Source organism: Legionella sp. PATHC032 (assembly GCF_026191185.1).
GTDB lineage: Bacteria > Pseudomonadota > Gammaproteobacteria > Legionellales > Legionellaceae > Legionella.
In genome coordinates this window covers 212937-232063 of record NZ_JAPHOV010000001.1, presented here as the reverse complement: position 1 = coordinate 232063, position 19127 = coordinate 212937, and the positions used below count along the sequence as shown (strand labels likewise).

The window sequence follows — 19127 nt, the reverse complement described above, 5'->3', positions numbered from 1 at the left end:
ACCCAAATGATAACTACAACACATCTTGGCAAGTAAAATAGCCAGAATCAAAATTTCAGCAAGTTTTCTTCAGAAAACAAATAAGAAATTCACTTTCTTACTGTCTTAATTCTCCAAATCGCAATTCAATCAGAAAAGTTATTCTCCAGATAACCACACCCCAACATGTTGTCTATTATATGAGCATTGAAATTTAATCTACTATACTTAAAGATATACTTCACATGGAGCACTGTATGCCTAAAACCAAATATGCTCTTCCTCCAGTTGTGTTATACGACAGTCATGCGGATAGAGCTACGAGCGATTTTCTTATCAAACAACTATCTGACTTGAAGAAAGCTGGGTATACAACCATTTGCGTTGATGGAATGGAACCAGGCGCATCCCTGGAGGAAAATATTTCTATGATGAAAATACTCATCAAGATACAAATCAAGAAATTATCTGAGCTACCTCTTGAACATCCTGAATATGAGCAAGGAATTGAAAAACTGAGAAGCGTTGTTGCCAAATTGGAGCTTTTTGAGGCGATGCAGGAACAAGGATTCAAACTTGGTGGAATTGACTTACCCGTTTCAGAACAACTTAAAGAGAAGAGTCTCAATTCCATAAGAAGAGAACAAACAATTACCGATAATACCTTAACGCATGTGAAAGCAAACGATGGAGGAGTAGTCGTTGTACTGGGATTTGGCCATTGCATATTCCAGCAAATGATTAAAGAACAGGATGAAAATGCCGATCAATACCTCTGGTACCATGTCCATAACACGGATAATGAAACACAGAGCTACAAAGAATTAGTCAAAGCTTATACAAAAAAAGGACTCTCTGCTTATTTCCCACTGGGAGTTAATATTTTTAAAAACTCAGATAAAGAATTGGATACTGATTTTTGGAATAAGATAAGCGCCAATTGCTATAATTATGATCCAAAAGCGCTTGAAACATCGACTACTTCGATTTTGAAATCCTTACTCGGCTCCGAAGTGACAGCACACTTGCGCACAGATGGGCAGCATCGTGTGGACGCACTGATATCTCTTGAAACAGTTGAAAAAACACATCAGGTAAAATCTTCAGATTTCTTGAGAAGTTTAAGCAAAACCTTAGGTGACATTCACTTTGAAGTAGCCAAAATCAAGACAAAAGATCAGGTAATTATCCGTGGCATTAATGAACCGGAGGTAGCAGAACAGATCAGCAAGCTATCAAAAAAAATGTAAACCTAATATTTTGAAATTAAAATATATTTTCAGATTACCTTAATTAAATAAACTGATTAAAGTGTTGTTGCTGCTTAAAAGTCTCATGGGGTATACTTTGTTTTTTCTGTATAGAAAAGGGAGTCATTTCTATGTTCAAACAAACAATACCTCTGTTTGCTGCACTCACTCTAGCCATCTCGCCCTCCGTTTTTACAAATTATGCCTATGCGCAAGAGGACAAGCCGAAAACCAATCAATATTGGTGGCCTAAAATGCTCGATCTTAGTCCACTTCGCCAACCTAACGCCACGTCAAATCCTATGGGTGAAAAATTCAACTATGCTGAAGAATTCAATAGCTTAGACTTGAATGCCGTGATAGAGGATCTCAAAAAATTAATGACTACCTCGCAAGACTGGTGGCCTGCTGATTATGGTAACTATGGTCCATTATTCATACGCATGTCATGGCATGCGGCAGGAACTTACCGCATCTATGATGGCCGTGGTGGGGCAAATGGTGGCTTCCAGCGTTTTGCCCCGCAAAACAGCTGGCCTGACAATGCCAATTTGGACAAGGCCAGACGTTTACTGTGGCCAATCAAGCAGAAATATGGGCGCAAAATTTCTTGGGCTGATTTGTTGGTACTTGCTGGAAATGTTGCGATGGAATCTATGGGCTTCAAAACCATTGGATTTGCTGGAGGGCGTGAAGACGCGTGGGAGGCCATCAATATCAATTGGGGTCCTGAAGGAAAATGGCTGGAAAGTAAGCGCCAGGATAAAGATGGAAAACTTGAAAAACCGCTTGCTGCCACGGTAATGGGCTTAATCTACGTGAATCCGGAAGGACCAAACGGCGTTCCAGATCCTCTTGCTGCGGCCGAAAAAATTCGAGAAACTTTTGGGCGTATGGCCATGAATGACGAAGAAACGGTTGCCCTAATTGCGGGCGGGCATGCATTCGGGAAAACGCATGGAGCCGCACCCACCAAATATCTGGGGCCAGCACCAGAAGCAGCGAGCATAGAAGAACAAGGCTTTGGTTGGAAAAACAGTTACGGCAGCGGTAAAGGGAAAGACACAATTACCAGTGGTTTAGAAGGTGCCTGGACTGTAACACCTACCCAATGGAGCCATAACTACTTGCAGAACCTGTTTAGTTTCAATTGGGTTAAAACCAAGAGCCCTGGGGGAGCAACCCAATGGGTACCTGAGAATTCGAATGCCTCGTCAATGGTTCCCGACGCATTTGACCCCAGTAAAAGGCATGCACCGGTCATGCTGACCACAGACCTGGCACTAAAATTTGATCCCGTTTACAGTAAAATTGCCAAGCGTTTTCTTGATAACCCTAAAGAATTTGATGAAGCATTTGCTCGTGCCTGGTTTAAGCTGATTCACCGAGACATGGGGCCACGCTCGCGTTACCTTGGCTCTTTGGTGCCTAAAGAAATCATGATTTGGCAAGATCCTGTTCCGCCGGTTGACTACAAATTAGTCGATGCCAATGATATTGCCAATCTCAAGGATAAAATCCTCAACTCGGGATTAACCACACCCGAGCTGGTCAAAACTGCTTGGGCCTCTGCATCCACCTTCCGTGGTACTGACATGCGTGGAGGGGCAAATGGTGCGCGAATTCGCCTGGCTCCCCAGAAAGACTGGCCGGCAAATGATCCTCAGGAGTTGGCAAAAGTGTTAAAAACATTGGAGAGCATTCAGAATAACTTCAATAATGCTCAAACCGATGGGAAAAAAATATCTCTTGCGGATTTGATAGTTTTAGGTGGTAATGCCGCAATTGAACACGCGGCTAAGCAATCTGGCTACGACATCATTGTTCCCTTCACACCAGGACGTACGGATGCGACACAAGAGATGACTGATGTGAAGTCTTTTGAGGTTCTTGAACCCACAGCAGACGGGTTTAGAAATTACTTTGATAAAAGCAACAACATGTCGCCACCAGAAATGTTGGTGGAAAAGGCGAGTCTGTTGAAATTAAGTGTCCCGGAAATGACGGTTTTAGTTGGTGGGATGCGTGTACTTAACGCGAACACTGGACAAAATCAATATGGTGTATTCACTGACAAACCTGGAACTTTAAATAATGACTTTTTCATCAATCTGCTTAACATGTCAACAGAGTGGAGGAAATCAAGTGAGACAGAGGGAATTTATGAAGGTTATGATCGCAAAACTGGAAAGTTGAAATGGAAAGCAACTTCGGTTGATCTCATCTTCGGTGCGAATTCTGAGTTAAGGGCGGTCGCAGAAGCTTATGCAACCGATGATGCAAAAGAAAAATTTATACAAGATTTTGTTAATGCCTGGGTTAAGGTAATCACAGCCGATCGCTTCGACATCAAAGCGGCAAAAACCAACATTAACAGTTAATCCTCATTCCTTCAGATTTAGGGTGACAAACTGTGACTAAATCATCGTTTGTTACCCCAAGTCCCAAATCACCGGTTTAACAAAACCCGGCTAATTTAGCTAAACTTCTATGATTTTCATACTGATCTATGCCCTCTCTTGAACTATACGTTACATGGCTTTGTTCCACTCCAAATATTCATCAATTTGTACTTGAAAAAATCTGGTTTAACCCAATATCTTGCATGTGACTTTCATAGTCACCAATGGGAGACAACCGCTTTAAAATAGGCCTCTTGCATAACCTGGTTATTTTGTTTTAGGGCAAGACTCTAACGTTTTGAGGAGCGAAGTTTACATGCAGTAAATGAGCACCGCAGAAACGTTTGCAACGCAGCAATAAAATGAAAGAGGCAGGTTATGCAAGAGGTCTAATGAGTGGATTGAAGTAAGAATATCCATATTAATGGAGATAGAATTTTTTATAAACAAATCTTGTGAGGAGATTTTTCATGAAAAATAAACTACTTCCTAATTTAATCATCATCGCTCTTGCCGCTACGATATCTGCGAACTCCATGACTGTTCAGGCGAAACAAAATGATAAAATACAAAATAGTAACGAACAATTAATCCAGGATCCATTTGATACCGATCCTTTTTTTCAATCACATGATGATGTTCTGCAGCAAATGCACAAAATGCAACAAGCTATGGATCAATTTATCAAAAGTCAATTTTCACAAATGCAAAATAACCTTGCAAACAAACCTCATCACAATCTCTTTGGCAGCGCAAAAAACATTCAAATTACAGAGAATAAAGATGAGCTTATTTATAAGATAAAACTACCACAAGATGCTGACAGTAAAGTGGATGTTGCCGTTAAAAATGGACAGTTAGTTGTTAGCGCAAATGTAACACAGAAAATCACTCATGAAGAAGCTAACAACAAAAGTGTCAGCTATTCTCAAAGCAATTACATGCAATCATTCCAATTGCCCCATGGTTATGATCCGAAGTCCATGATCACAAAAATGAAAGATTCAAATTTAATTGTTATCTTTAAAAAACATATTTAACCGCATGATCAACTTAATTAAATAAACGGCTAAAAAATTATGTGATAGGATTATTACCTGGTTTGATACCAGGTGTAAACCTTGATTTCCTCACACATTCGTTAGAGCAAGGAAATCAAGAATCAGTACTTGAATTTTTTATTTCAATGATTCCCTGTCTTTGCACATAAAATTCAATCCCCGACTCCATTGGTTCCAGCTATAAAAATAGCTGATTATTTTAACTGCGGCTTACCTATGTAAGGTTGAACCTTATTGATGGCCTCTTCTTCTGCGAGCACTTCATTGTCTGTGCTTAAGCTTATGATTTTATTAACTAATTCGACAGGAAGCTTGTTGAAGAAACAAGTACTATTTGGATTTCTAAGGGCTTGGCCCAAAATCCTTGCAGCATAACGAACATCCGCATGGGCAGCATTAGATGATTGTGAAATACACGCTGGTGCATTAATGCCAAAGTTATATCCCGGGGTATGCAACTTTTTATCATTAAAATATATCGCATCTTGTCCTTCATAAATTGACCATGTTGCTGAAGAGGCGTGTCTCAGCAAGGTTAAAAAATTTTGACGTACTTCCTTGTTAGGAAAGACTACCGCTAACTCCCCATTTTTTGCTGTATAGGTACTGAGATACAGCGTAGTGGGATTTTCAGGATAAGTTTGTGGACATGGTTTATTGGCATTGAATTTATCAGAAGATGCAAAATGGGATACGCCGCCCATTTTTTCAATAAATCTGTCTCTCCATTCTTGGGTAGGAAACTTTAATGCAAGTTCTCCATTTTTTGCTTTATAAATAATAATTTTTTCTTGGCTTATGCATGCATGAAAATTTTGTAAGTTTGTTAATAATTCCGGGTTATCCTTAGCATAGTGAATACACATTTTTTGGAAATGATCTTTAAAAAAATCATTCCCTAACAATTCCTTAAGAGCTATTTGTGGATCAGAATTCAATGCTTTTATACTGCTCATGCCTGAAGTAGCTACAACTGGTACAAATTGACTGTTGTTTGCTATAGCTTTTAAAGCAGCCAGAACATTGGGTATAATTTGCGCATCACAACGCAAAAGATTTTGATAACTTGTTGTAATAATATTTTGCAGCTCATTTAAGTGTTTTTCATATTTCTTAAGTAAAGCAAGCGCTTCTTTTTGGGATATCATATTTTCTCCTCAGGTTTTCGCATGGTTCGAAATTCTAGCAGTAAATTATTAAATCAATATTAAATTAATTTTGCTCCAACCATTGTTTTTCTTCTTATAAGCTATCTACTTCTTAATAGTTCTCGATAGTTTTTTAAAATAAAAAATATTGTTATTTCCTGTCACTTATATGAGGTCATGGCATCTGTTTTATTTATATTTTTATAGGATCTGCTCTGCAAACCAGATAAGATATACTGTCTGTCACATCGGATTAGCGCAATAAATTAACAATTTTCTAATCTGATGATCATTGGGAAGGAGTTCTGAATCAATTTAAAAAGGAGTTTGTTATGAAACCAGGTTATTTATTAGGCGCTTTGCTTTTATCTCCCATTCTCGCTTTTGCCAATTCGGATGGCAATGCAGATGGTCTTATTTTTTCTCCATTGCCGAAGAATAAAAATACAGTAGTCCGGCACTATAGCAATGAACAGGAAATACCTAATCTTAGTCAAATGGCTCAAAGAACTATTGATTTTCCAACTCAAATTGTTCGAGTCAGCGGTAATCTTACAGGATTGGAACTGAGCTGTGATGATGTAGAAAATGAAATAGATCAAGTTTTTTCAAAAAAAATCTCCCCTAATCTGTTTACTTACAACACTTACGTCAGCTGTGGCTATGATGTAAATGATCCGGAACAGCACGCGACAAACTTCTCTATTCAAAGTTATTTCGATCCATTGACAGATAACGCTGTTGATTATTTAAAATCCTATCTGAAAGAATATAATGGATACAATTTATTCAATACGACAACATTACAAATTGAAAATGCCAAAGGCATCATTGTATCGATGAATCTTAATGCCGGTTTAAAAAGTAACCCCGATAAAACACCATTCACGCTTTATCGTCAGGATAGGAACAATTTTTATTTTAAAAGCAATTTTGACGTGAGAAAGGAGTTAATTAGCGATATTTATCAACGATTTTATTCTAACGATCCTGATATGATTCTACCCTTTTTCGACAAATGGATTTTCTCCTATGCCGGATCAGTTTATTACTCCATCCTTATGGCATCCAATTACCTTGAATTGCAGCCTGAAAGAATTTTCGTAATGGAAAATGAAGGGGATATCTTCGTATCCGATTTACGGTATTACTTCGCCAATCTTTGCATGAAGAGAAATCCTAATAAACATTGCTTGTAACTAATGAAATCAGCAGAAACCGTTTAGCGCGTATGCTTTCTAATGCGCGCTGCAGAAACGTTTGCAGCGCAGCAATGAAGAAACAGCATATGCATGAGGACTAATATTCTTCATCTGCCTAATTCAATGGTTCCCCTTTGCTTATAAAGTCTGTTTAAAAACAACGGATGTAACGCGCGCTGTGGGAACATCATCAATGACTTCCTTTCGAATGAGGGATTTCGCACGCTCATTATCGAAAACGTCCTTGAGATCCATAATTTTGCCAGCAGGAATATTTTCCCTGTGCAACATTTCGAGAAGCTCATTGCTCTGAAATTTCTCAGTTTGTTCAGAAATCAATGAAGCGAGTTGCTCCCGATTCCTTACCCTGTTTTGATTGTGCCGGAATTCATCTTTTCCTGGTAAATCTTTTAGCCCAAGGATATTGCATAGTTTTACAAAATGCCGATCCGACCCTATTGCAAGAACGATAAGCGCCCCATCAGATGTCTGGAACAATTCGCCATAGGGGGCAATATTGGGATGCAGTGATCCGATGCGCTGCGGCACCAGCCCAGTCATCAGGTAATTCGATGCCTGATTGACAAGACTGCTAACAGCAGCATCATAAAGTGAAACAGAGACAACCCTGCCTTTCCCGTTTTTTTCCCGATGATAGAGAGCCAGAAGGATGGCTTCTTTCAGGTGATGGGCTGCGAGGACATCAATTAGGGCGACGGGCATTTTTACCGGGCCGCTGTCCTGTGTCCCATTGATTGACATAAAACCGCTTTCACCCTGAAGAACAAGATCATAGGCAACGCGATCGCTTTCTTCACCGTAGCCATTGATTTTTCCAATGATAAGGCGCGGATTGATACTGTGTAGATGATCATCTTGTACACGCAGCTTTACATCATCTCCCTTCTTAAAATTCATGATTAAAATATCAGCTTCTGCGATGAGATTAAGGAAACAAAGATAATCCTCTTGCTTCATGAGATCTAAAAACAAATATTCTTTTCTAAAATTAACACTGGCAAAATAAGCTGAAATCTCAGAATCAGGATCTTCTCCAGGGAGTTTCCATGTTCTTGTCACATCCTTATGTACGGGATGTTCGATTTTAACAACTGATGCGCCTAACTCAGCAAAAAAAGTACCTACAGAGGGGCCTGCAAGAACCGAACTCAGATCAATGACCTTTAAGCCCTTTAACATATACCTGTTTTCCAAATCTCAATAAACATTCGTTGTTTTTACGAGTTTGCACATTGGGAAATTATGCAAAACTGACCAAAGGGACCTCAAATCAATATCCTACCCGATTTAGCGAAGTCCCAACTGGAAAAACCATTCTTAAGTTACATTGCTTGACAGTTGTTTCACTAAATCATAAAGAAACGCTTGAGCTTCATAAAATGATTCGACACTGATCCTTTCATCACGACCATGGGCTCGGAAATCATCTCGATCTAAAAATAGCCCCATGACTCCATAGGTAGGAATTCCAACGGATCGCAGATAGCGCCCATCCGTTGCACCGGTAACCATAATTGGAATGGTAGGAACTTCAGGCCAATACCTTTGAGTGAGCTGAGTAATTGTTTTTAATATCTCAGGGCTAAGTGGAGAGCTCGGACCTCTGGACAATTTGCCAATGTGCTTTAGTGTAACCTCTGAGTCATTGATTACTGTCTTTAAAGATTGCTCAACCATTTCAGGAGAATCTTCTGGAAGCACACGACAGTTTATGGTAACCGCTGCCAATTGGGGTAAAGCATTCATTGCATGCCCTCCTTCAAGTAAGGTAGGGGTACAGGTTGTTCGTAAAATGGCGTTCCATTGAGGTGCACTATCAGCCAAACGTTGCATAGCTTGCTTCGAGCCCTTGCTCGCTTCAATCATTTCTGTTTTCAGCGGTCCCGTCTCAATAGCAGCCATTTGTCTAAAATAGGTGGCAGTGACTTCATTGGTTTTTAAAGGAAAACTAAATTTCGACAGTCTCTCTAAAGCTCCGGCAAGACGATAAATGGCATTATCTTTGGTTGGCAGCGAACTATGCCCCCCTTTATTACGGACCTCAAGATTGTAATTGACAATGTATTTTTCGCTCACCTGGATATTTTGTGATATTTTTTTCCCATTGGCCAAATCACCCCATCCACCCTCATTAAGGGCGAAATCCGCCTCAATTAAATCCTTGTGATTCTTAATCAGCCAGCTAATCCCGTTGTATGGGCTGCTTCCTTCTTCATCAGCCGTCAAAGCAACAATGATATCGCGTTTGGGTTTAAATCCTTCCTGCTTATATTGGATTAAGTTAGCTATCCAAATAGCCGCTTGTGCTTTATCATCCAAAGTGCCTCTGCCATAAAAATACCCATCTTTTTCAGTCAGTTGGAAAGGATTCATGCTCCAATCGGAAGCTTTGGCTTCAACAACGTCCGTATGCGCAAGTAATAACAAGGGCTTCCTCTCCCCGGTACCACGATAACGTACAACCAAATTGGCTTTTTGCAAACTGGCGCCACCAACGAAAATGTCCTCATTGGAAAAACCAGCGTTTTTCAAGTACTTCACTGCCACCTCAACTAGCGGCGTTGTTGAGCCTGTAGTAAACCCTGATTGCACTTCAATAAATTGTTGGTAAATAGAGCGAGCTCGTTGTTGTTCATCCGCAGGGCGAGTAGTCTTTGCTTCTGCCACCCCAACGATCAGTGCCAAAGCAAGGGAAAATGAAATTTGAGTTATTTTTTTCGAAATCATAAAATGAAATCCATTCAAAAAATGACGCGTTTAAAGAGAAATCCACTATAAAGTAATCTGAATAAAAATCAATGGTACCCGGGTTGAACTTGCCTTCAATGTTCTCTGAAAATTGTGCTTAAAGATCGATAATATTTTGTGTACACTTTCCACAATAAATTTCCAGGGATAGTCTCATGTATAAAATACACCATTATTTTTTATTTGGTGTTCTCGTTCCATTTATTAGCCTTGTTAGTCTATTCACTATTTTCTCTTCTGACTTTTTAACCCTTACTACTTGGGCAAGTATTTTGGCGTCCGCCTCTGATATTGGTATCATTGTCCTTGGAGTTACTCTTCTGCTTATAGGAGGAGAGTTTGACCTCTCTGTTGGAGCGAATTTTGCTTTATCTGGCTTGCTATTCGGTTCACTTACGTTATTAGGAATCAATAGTTTTTTAGCTTTAACAATTGCTTTGGCAATAGGAGCCTGTATAGGATTAATTAATGCTGCATGCACCGTCTTTTTTAAAATCCCCTCATTTATTGTAACTTTGGGAAGCATGTTAATTTTACGTAGTCTTATCCTTTTATGCACCCAAGGTTTGCCTGTATCTGTTGAAGACACAAATGGTGTTATGCAAGTATTAGCAGGTGAATTATCACAAAATTTATTGTCTTCTTTTATTTGGTGGTTTGCTATTGGTTTTTATCTAATCTATCTTCTTAATTGGACAAAACTGGGGAATCATATAATTGCCACTGGTAACAATTGTGATTCCGCTTATCTATCTGGCATAAATACAATTCGAGTTAAATTCTTTTGTTTTGTGTGTTGTGGAATAATAGCCGCATTTTCCGGAGTAACTCAATTTAGCCACCTTAATAGTTTATCCCCCATTGCGGGTGAACAATATGAATTATATGCCATAGCAGCTACCGTAATCGGTGGTACCTCACTAAAAGGAGGTCAAGGATCCATAATAAGTACGCTATTGGCTACTTTATTATTAAGCACTGTAGATACCGGCATAGTACAAATTGGTGTTTCAACTTATTGGTATCGATCTTTTATTGGACTTATTTTAATCTTTGCGATGACTATTAATGTTTATCTGAGGAAATCTGACTCATGATAAATAGCCATCAAACTCAACCTTTACTCAGGTTAGAAAATATTGAAAAAAGTTACGGCTCCCATCGTATTCTCAATAAAGTATCCTTTTGTTTATATCCCGGGGAAATTACTGCTTTAATCGGTGATAATGGAGCAGGTAAGTCAACCCTGGTACAAATAATTTCAGGTTATATTCAAGCAGATAAAGGAAACATTTATTGGCAGGAGCAGCCCTTATGTTATAGCAACAAATATAATGCTCCATTTGAAATGAGACGCATGGGTATACAGGTTGTCCATCAACAATTAGCGCTTATTGATGAATTATCTATATGGCGTAATTTCTTTTTAGGTAATGAAATAAATAAAAAAATAGGTCCTTTCAAATTCTTAAACATCGGACTTATGCAACATATAGCAAGTCAGTCCCTGCAAAGCTTTGGGCTTGTACGCCCTCCAAATATTGATCTGCCGGTCAAAAAACTATCTGGTGGTGAACGCCAAATGCTAGTCGTTTGTCGCGCAAAATATTTTAATGCAAAGCTACTTATTCTTGACGAACCAACCAGTGCCCTCTCACCTGCGCAAGCAGTTAAAGTCCTTCAGATCATAAAAAATATAGCTCAAGCCGGAATTGCAATTGTTTTTATAACTCATAATCCAGCTCATGTACAAAATACCGCACACAAAGTGATCAAGCTCAGTTGCGGAACAATAGAAATAATGGAATTAACTAACACACTCATTAAGGGTTAAACTATGAAAAAATTGGCATCAACTCTCTTGTGTTTCTCGCTACTGATAAGCGCCTCTGTCTTTGCGAGAGATAAATATTATTTGATAACCCATGGTTCACAAGATCCTTATTGGACATCTTTATTCCAAGGAGCAAAAAAAGCTGCTGAAGAACTGAAAGTCGATTTACAAATTTTAGCTCCTCCAGGAGCCAATGATGTACCCAAACAGGTTCAATTCATAGAGAGCGCACTGGCTACTCATCCTTCTGGAATTGCTACTACCATTCCTTCAGACACAGCTTTTAGCAAAAGCCTGCAAAGGGCAAATAAACTTAATATTCCTGTTATTGCCGTTGATACCAAACCAAAAGACAAAACAAAAAATCCTTACCTGGTCTTTTTAGGTTCTGATAACCTACTCGCAGGCAAGAAACTTGGTGAAAAAGCTCTGGAATTAACTCCAAGCGCTAAAAGAGCGCTAGTTCTTAACCCACAACCCGGCCATATAGGGCTCGAAAAGCGTGCCTATGGAATTAAGACCATTCTTCAAGATAAAGGAATCTTTTTTGAGGAACTTGATGTAGGTACTGATCCGAATCAAGTACAATCCAGAGTCAAATCTTACTTTAAGATACATCCAGAAACGAATATTATTTTTTGCCTAACCTCACAAGCACTAGATCCACTTGGACAAATGTTATTACACCCCGACAGGTATGATTTTAATTATCAACCTCAAGTCTATTCCTTTGATAAAACACCCAATACTGTTTCTTTAATTCATAAAAAACTGGTGAATTATGTAATGGATCAACAACCATTTCTGATGGGTTATTTAAGTATCACCCAACTGGTATTGATGAACCGATATCAATTGAATCCAGTAAATATCAATACTGCAATGTAAATTGCAGTATATGTTTTATATTCCAGCCAATGACTTGTTGCATTTTGATAGTGTCATGGGTAATTTCGAACGCTTCCAGGAAATCACTTGCAATCAAAATCGCAAGAAAAATTAAGTACAAACCATTCTATATTGGAATCACATATGAGCGATTAGTTTAAGAGTGCAAACTCATTTGGCACCAATATCGCCCTCAATTTATCTTTGAGAGCGATATTAATTTAATAGATATGGTGAAAGCTCTTTAAGTATATGACATGGAAGAAGAAGCCACTCCTTCAACCTCCGCGACTCTACCCGTAGACAATTTAGGAGACAGAACCGAATCAACCAGGTTGGGGAATAGTGCGAGACGTTCATTTTTATTTAAACAATGTTCGCGGTGATTCAACTGCGCAGCAACTTGGAGTGCTGCCGTAATACCACTCTCATGCGAATCATTAAATCCAGCAAGAATACCACCATGCCATAACCCAGCCTCACCTTGAGCGGCATGTAAGGCCTGCTGTGCTTCATAGTAATTTTTATCCATTACCGGGTGTTTGTAATGAACTTCTCTCAGTACGTTTTTGGGCATTGCTTGTCCTGGCAAAACCCAGGTTTTCATTATAGGGGTTTCTTCTTTATTAAATTTCCAGGATTTGCACATAGTATTTGCTGATTGAGTTCCATCAAATCGGCTGTGAACAACAGTCCTATAAGGAGACAGGTATTCGGGATCCTGATGAAATACTACTGTCGTGTCATAATAAGTGACATTGGCAAGTTTTTCACGCAAAACTTTTATCGTGTTACTTTCAATACCAGACAGCAGTTCACTCGTTACATAAGCCGGTGTGGAGATGACCACATCATCATAAACAATTGGACTTCCAGTGGCATCACAAACGAATGTGTCATCCCTTTTCAATAATTGATATTTTATTTGTCCATCAACTGTTATTGGTATTAATTTTTTTATAGCCGTATTAGCGTTAAATTGAGTGTTGGTGCATTGCGCCACCATTCTATCAATATAGCTGCTCAAACCTTCTGGCGCATCAAACCAATTCATTCCTGCAGCCAGATAGTTCATGGCATAATGGGCACCAAATGTTTTGATTGTTTCAATTGATACTCCCCATCCTGATGCAATCAAAGGATACAAGAACTCCTCAGCAAACTTGTCTATAGGTGAAAGTGCGTGTACACATTTCTCTTTAAACTCTTTTATAAATTGCTCTAATGTAATTAAATTGTCTGGATGCAGTAATTTGTTCCTGGCATCCATAATTAAGTGATTCATTTCAAGCAAATTGTACATTTCAGTGAGGAGGGTATCCGCTGAAACGCGAATTTCATTTTGTTTCCTTCTCTTGCCAAATAAACCGCAGGATAATGTATATAGAATTGATGAAGTGTCCTCAGATTTGCCACTTGATGTATGATACAAAGGGGGTAAAACAATATGATCCTTTTGTTTCAGATCGTCAAAATCCATATTTAATTCAAACTGATCTAAAGCCACTCCCAGATATTGAAACAATCGATGCACATTGGGATACAATGTGGGTGGTCCTATGAATTCGGCCCCCCCTTCCAGGATTACATTATTAACCTTGATGCTGTGAATATGCCCGCCTAAGCGATCATTTTCCTCAAATACAGTAACATGAAATTTTTGTTGATTTTCCAAAGCCCAGGCAGAAGCTAATCCTGTTCCACCACCAATTATCGCAATATTCGTTACTTTTTTAGTCATTTTAAAAGTCCATTTCCAAATACCAGGCTCGTAAACTAAATGGTTAGAACAAAAAAGTAAATACGCTTTCTGTGATTAATCGGGAAAAGATAAAGGGAGATTATTAAAAATAATGTTCAGGTACTTGTTTGTATTCCATTTACGACTACCGCCTCATTTCAAATAACTTTATAACGCATGCTCATCGTAAATTACTACAAAATTTGCCTCAACGTTATTATCCTATTTACCACTCAAGTATACTCTTCCACTTGTTATGGTAACGTCGGTAGTTAGCAATTCAAATCCCTTTAAATTGTTTATCATGATATAATTTTGGGCATATTTATGCTTAATGGTAGCTCCTATATGAAAAAATCATCTTTTTTTGATTATTCCTTTTTTACCACTTCAGATACCAAAGAAGAGTTTCCTCTTTTTCCTGAAGAAGGCATGGATTGTTTATGTGCAAAACTGGGTTCACGCATTACATCTAAAAAAGCCGGCAATACTTATTTTATCACGTCCGCTGATCCATCTATTGCTATTCAAAAAGGTAACGATGGGGTTCATGAATATTATCACCTGTTACTTAATAAAGAAGTCATTGCTGTATCATCGTTCGTTAATCACAAAACCACAATTTATTTAGCTAACATCATTAAACAACTGGAACCAGAACGCATCGGTACGCCCGTAGATTTTGATTTTTTGGGTGATACAGATGAAACAGATTCCGTGTTTTCAGATACTATGGATAATGCAGAAGGTAACGTAGATCAAATGCCCTCACCTCGTTAGTGGTCATCTTCAACGAATTCAAGGAAAACCAGCATCTTTCTTATTACTAATCATAAACTGGCTTTGCCCAGTCATCTTCATAACAAGTAGTGCTCTCTTTAACCCTAGAGATATAAGAAGCATCAATCGTTTGAGTATAAGGATGTTCTTTAAATAAATTATCCGATGAGTTCAGGACAATATCTTTCATCAAACCTGTTTTTGATGAAAGATGACTTGATTGCAAAAGATTGCTCATAAACTCCGGATAGAGTTCAGACAGTTGTGCAATGGTTTTATCAAAAGGATTATCGCAACCACCGAATTTAGCATAAAAATCTAAATAACGTATGGCGTAAGCACGTAATGCGGTTTGCTCTTCTTTCTCATCGACTTCCTGAGTGTATTTTTTTCTTAAAAGCGAAATTAATTCGCCATAGAGCGTATTAAACTCCATTCTTGCTTCATGATTATCTTGAGTGATGCTGAGATAAAAAGGGTTAGCTAATTCTTTATTGTGAATTGTTATTTTTTTTATGCTGCAAAAAGGTACAGCTAAAGCGATATGCTCTCTTTCTCGCTCCATTCGATCAGGAAAATTGAGCTGATTTTTACGAAAGGTGGCATGAGCATCTACTATATAATCGGAAAATAAAACAGGGGCAATTGTAATAAAACATCCTTTCCCCCAATCTAAGGCAATTTGAGGATCCTCTGACATACTCACCATATGAAAATCATTCGATAGGTTGGTTAGTTTGTGCAATCTTATTTGCTCCATATCCACAACTTCAGGAAAATTTTGACAAAAAACTCCTGTAATTAGAGTAGGCAAAAGAAAAATGATACCTGTAAGATTATTATCACCTCGATATAATGATTCAATTGCAGAGGGAATTTTTACAACATTTGAAAACTGCACACCTGAGGAAGATTTTATATTCTTATTTGGGAAAAATGCTGGATATTTACTATACATAAAATGTTTAATGACATACGAAATTGATCAACAATATATCACATTGATCTCAAAATAAAAACAACGCCGTATTACTCTCAATGGGTTTTTCTTGATTTCCAGCTCCAAAGCATGGACATAAATAAACAGAGACAACATTCCAAGTTGAATTTTTAGCATCTGACCTTATTTATGACATATAAGACATAGGAAGAGTAAATGAGGTAATGAAAAATGATCAATAACCTGAAAACTTTTATCTTGCTAGCCTCTCTAACAGCATTGCTAGTTGTTATTGGAGGATTGCTTGGAGGCTCTACAGGAATGCTGATTGCATTACTATTTGCGGGAGTTATGAATTTTTCAGCTTACTGGTACTCAGATGTTCTTGTTTTGAAAATGTATAATGCTGAACCTCTGCCCAATAATCACTTTGTTAACAGCATTATTTCAGAACTTGCGTATAGGGCAGGAACCCCAGTACCCAAAGTTTATTTAATTAATAACTCAACTCCAAATGCGTTTGCAACGGGGAGAAATCCGGAGAATGCCAGTATCGCTGTTACAACAGGATTACTGGATAGGCTTAATAAAGAAGAAATCACAGGGGTTTTAGCTCATGAACTGGCTCATGTAATCCACCGCGACACTTTAATTAATGTTGTAAGTGCAACAATAGCAGGGGCGATTAGCGGGATTGCCAATATGTTCATGTGGCTTTCCATGTTTGGCCACAATTCAAATAATGAAGAGGGTGTCCATCCTGTCGTTGGCATGATCATGATGATAGTGGCCCCTCTGGCGGCAGGATTGATTCAAATGGCTATATCACGCTCCAGAGAGTTTGAAGCAGATGCCGGTGGATCGCGTATTTGCGGGAATCCACACTGGCTTGCCAGTGCCTTGTTAAAACTTGATCAAGCCAACCATGAGCAATACTTTGATAAAGCAGAAACGCACCCTTCCACTGCGCATCTGTTTATCATTAACCCCTTAAATGGAGAAAAACTGGCTAACTTATTTTCAACCCATCCATCGACAGCAGAGCGGGTAGCAAGACTAAGAGCCATGTATTAATTGACAGGATCTTTACTTTTCTCCGAGATAATGGGCATCCGTATCATCACACGCGATATTGCTTTTCTTGCGAGGCTACTGCGCTTTTAGCTTCATCCAGCAAGCTATCCTCTTCGGAATTTAATAATTTTTTTGCACGCGTAATATCATGGTGGGATTGATCACTTCCTGTAATAATACAATCTCTTATCTCTGCAAATTTTAGGTGTCCAAACTGGATTTTTGATATTATTTCATCTGGAATAAGATAAAGACCACATGGTGGTTCAAACTCATCAGGGGTAATTTCTTCCTCCCAAGGCCTTTTCATTTTTTCAACTAACCGGGTATAAAAGTAATCCGTAGTGAGAGGGTCATTTATAGCCACTCCAAAGAGATGAACATCATTTACCTCTCCATCATATTGACCAAAAAGATACGGAGTGGGTAAGCTGATAGTCTCAAATTTTAAAAATAAAATATCATTATCTGAGTACAATCCTTCATATTGCACTAACTTCATAATCCTTAGAACGTTTGTTGCCCGAACAGATGCCCTGACTCGATCCGCGAGATTTTTCTCTCTTTTGGCTATATCGAAGGCTTTATTAAAACAGGAAATTATAAATGGATCATCCTGTTTTTCATTTTTCTCTAAACATAATTCAATTATTTTTATTCTAATTCCGGACGCTCTTAATGACCCCACTGCAGAACTTGATTTATCTTCACAAGCCCTATTTACAAATAAGGTGATCGTATCCCCGGGCCGAGTTTCTTTTTGCCACTTTAATCGCGCTATAATTTTCTTGGGTATTTCTCCCTCAGGATTAATCCATATTTTTGAGTGCCTGTTTAGATCTATACGTGGAGATTTGACAAACATAGTACGTTATCCTCGTTATACCCAGCTTTATCTCAATAAAGCGGTTATTTTAGGATTTATCAGACTCAAAATAAAATAATATCCTGGAATAATAGACTGATTTTCATGAATCTATCTTTTGAATTAAATAATAAAAATAATTTTTTTTATTCCAGTGCTTGCACCGGCGAGCAAATTTCCCAAGCCCTTGCAATGCCGGATTTTTAAAACGAATCTTCCACCAGGGAAGAAACATAAGTCCCATTGAACTCGCCACATTAGCAAGCTCTGAAGTAAAGTCGATTTTATCAGGTCCCAAAAGGTATTGAGCCAATTGGTAAAATCCTTTTTCATTGACAATTAAACGCTGATAAATTGAGGCTTGAACCATTTTAGTAATATTATGCTTTTCAATAATGCGTAAATTTTTCCTTTTCTTCACAAAAGCTTCTAATCGTTGCGCTTGCTGCTTCACATCAAAATGAACATCCGCATAACAAAAAAATCCGTTAGGTGCTAAAACCCTCTCTACTTCAGCAAAAAAATGCTCGATTTGTGGGTAAAGATGTGAACTTTCAAGGTTGGTTACAATATCAAAACTTTCGTTTGCTATAGCCATATTTTCTGCATCGGCCTGCATATAATTAATTTTATCTTCTGTGTAGAAGCTATTATTGGAATTAGTTACCAGCTTGTTGACCAAATCGATGCCTAATGCATAGCTCGTTTTTAATAATTCAGAACTTATTTTCAAACCTACGCCATTACCACAACCCACATCAAGCAAGCGTTTATTAAAGAAATGAATTTTTATTAATGGCCTTATCAAATAAAAAAGTAGTGATTGTCCATAAACATGTGGAAAAAAACCTACTTTAGAAAAATCAAAATTTAATGCCGATAATTCCTGATATATTTTTTTATCACATAATCCCCAGTTCAAAAAAACTCTGTCATAAAGCCTATTCCCCCAGCTCTGGTAGCTTTCTTGAATATTGGATTTAATGAGTTTTGCATCGGATGCATTTAAACAGACATGGTGTATTGCATGACCTATTCGCTCATTCACTTCACCAAAGCTTTTGGAGTTGTTATCCATTTTTTATTTTTAAAATAAATAATATAAGTATAGGCAAATTTGTAATCAATGGACTCCTTGTTTATTAGGCAATAGGTCAGTCATTTAAAATTCAAGTGACTATAATAATTCAAACC

Annotated in this window: 16 protein-coding genes; 9 read left to right on the top strand and 7 right to left on the bottom strand. The window is 38.1% G+C overall.

Going from position 1 to position 19127, the window contains the following annotated elements:
* Positions 1–224 precede the first annotated feature (224 nt).
* The 3 genes from OQJ02_RS01020 (at position 225) to OQJ02_RS01010 (ending at position 4671) form a co-directional block, all read left to right on the top strand.
* Positions 225–1229, top strand: coding sequence for a hypothetical protein (locus OQJ02_RS01020; RefSeq protein WP_265717493.1), 1005 nt, complete (start codon positions 225–227; stop codon positions 1227–1229).
* 131 nt (positions 1230–1360) lie between these two features.
* Positions 1361–3610: a catalase/peroxidase HPI gene (katG, locus tag OQJ02_RS01015; protein ID WP_265717492.1), complete on the top strand. Its 2250-nt coding sequence runs from the start codon at positions 1361–1363 to the stop codon at positions 3608–3610.
* A gap of 491 nt (positions 3611–4101) precedes the next feature.
* The gene (locus OQJ02_RS01010; RefSeq protein ID WP_265717491.1) at positions 4102–4671 is read left to right on the top strand and encodes an Hsp20/alpha crystallin family protein; all 570 of its coding nucleotides are present in this window, start codon (positions 4102–4104) and stop codon (positions 4669–4671) included.
* Positions 4672–4886: 215 nt separating this feature from the next.
* Here the strand turns inward: OQJ02_RS01010 and OQJ02_RS01005 are convergent, their stop codons facing one another.
* Positions 4887–5840, bottom strand: coding sequence for a hypothetical protein (locus OQJ02_RS01005; RefSeq protein WP_265717490.1), 954 nt, complete (start codon positions 5838–5840; stop codon positions 4887–4889).
* A 332-nt stretch (positions 5841–6172) separates the two neighbouring features.
* Here OQJ02_RS01005 and OQJ02_RS01000 point away from each other — a divergent pair, with 332 nt between their 5' ends.
* Positions 6173–7039, top strand: coding sequence for an Lpg0189 family type II secretion system effector (locus tag OQJ02_RS01000; protein ID WP_265717489.1), 867 nt, complete (start codon positions 6173–6175; stop codon positions 7037–7039).
* A gap of 141 nt (positions 7040–7180) precedes the next feature.
* Here the strand turns inward: OQJ02_RS01000 and OQJ02_RS00995 are convergent, their stop codons facing one another.
* Positions 7181–8242: a CaiB/BaiF CoA transferase family protein gene (locus OQJ02_RS00995; RefSeq protein ID WP_265717488.1), complete on the bottom strand. Its 1062-nt coding sequence runs from the start codon at positions 8240–8242 to the stop codon at positions 7181–7183.
* 138 nt (positions 8243–8380) lie between these two features.
* Positions 8381–9790 carry a M20/M25/M40 family metallo-hydrolase gene (locus OQJ02_RS00990; protein WP_265717487.1) on the bottom strand — a complete coding sequence of 470 codons (1410 nt, stop codon included), beginning with the start codon at positions 9788–9790 and terminating at the stop codon, positions 8381–8383.
* A 176-nt stretch (positions 9791–9966) separates the two neighbouring features.
* On the opposite strand from OQJ02_RS00990, the gene OQJ02_RS00985 reads away from it, so the two are divergent.
* The 3 genes from OQJ02_RS00985 to OQJ02_RS00975 are packed head-to-tail and all read left to right on the top strand — an operon-like array spanning position 9967 to position 12533.
* Positions 9967–10908, top strand: coding sequence for an ABC transporter permease (locus OQJ02_RS00985; protein ID WP_265717486.1), 942 nt, complete (start codon positions 9967–9969; stop codon positions 10906–10908).
* Positions 10905–11645, top strand: coding sequence for an ATP-binding cassette domain-containing protein (locus OQJ02_RS00980; protein WP_265717485.1), 741 nt, complete (start codon positions 10905–10907; stop codon positions 11643–11645). The genes OQJ02_RS00985 and OQJ02_RS00980 overlap by 4 nt, the downstream gene beginning before the upstream one ends.
* A gap of 3 nt (positions 11646–11648) precedes the next feature.
* Positions 11649–12533, top strand: coding sequence for a sugar ABC transporter substrate-binding protein (locus OQJ02_RS00975; RefSeq protein WP_265717484.1), 885 nt, complete (start codon positions 11649–11651; stop codon positions 12531–12533).
* A gap of 244 nt (positions 12534–12777) precedes the next feature.
* Here OQJ02_RS00975 and OQJ02_RS00970 read toward each other — a convergent pair whose 3' ends face one another.
* Entirely contained in the window at positions 12778–14274 is a 1497-nt protein-coding gene (locus tag OQJ02_RS00970) for an FAD-dependent oxidoreductase (RefSeq protein ID WP_265717483.1), read from the bottom strand.
* A 348-nt stretch (positions 14275–14622) separates the two neighbouring features.
* Between OQJ02_RS00970 and OQJ02_RS00965 the strand changes: the two genes are divergently transcribed.
* Positions 14623–15054 carry a hypothetical protein gene (locus OQJ02_RS00965; protein WP_265717482.1) on the top strand — a complete coding sequence of 144 codons (432 nt, stop codon included), beginning with the start codon at positions 14623–14625 and terminating at the stop codon, positions 15052–15054.
* Between the two features lie 46 nt (positions 15055–15100).
* On the opposite strand, the gene OQJ02_RS00960 is transcribed toward OQJ02_RS00965, so the two are convergent.
* Positions 15101–16012, bottom strand: a complete 912-nt coding sequence (locus tag OQJ02_RS00960; RefSeq protein WP_265717481.1) for a hypothetical protein — start codon at positions 16010–16012, stop codon at positions 15101–15103.
* A 213-nt stretch (positions 16013–16225) separates the two neighbouring features.
* Between OQJ02_RS00960 and htpX the strand changes: the two genes are divergently transcribed.
* Positions 16226–17068: a zinc metalloprotease HtpX gene (gene htpX, locus OQJ02_RS00955; RefSeq protein ID WP_265717480.1), complete on the top strand. Its 843-nt coding sequence runs from the start codon at positions 16226–16228 to the stop codon at positions 17066–17068.
* A gap of 46 nt (positions 17069–17114) precedes the next feature.
* Here the strand turns inward: htpX and OQJ02_RS00950 are convergent, their stop codons facing one another.
* Together OQJ02_RS00950 and OQJ02_RS00945 are read right to left on the bottom strand one after the other, a co-directional pair.
* On the bottom strand, positions 17115–17933 hold the full coding sequence (locus tag OQJ02_RS00950) for a hypothetical protein (RefSeq protein WP_265717479.1): 819 nt from the start codon (positions 17931–17933) through the stop codon (positions 17115–17117).
* 103 nt (positions 17934–18036) lie between these two features.
* Entirely contained in the window at positions 18037–19011 is a 975-nt protein-coding gene (locus tag OQJ02_RS00945) for a class I SAM-dependent methyltransferase (RefSeq protein ID WP_265717478.1), read from the bottom strand.
* Positions 19012–19127: the final 116 nt, after the last annotated feature.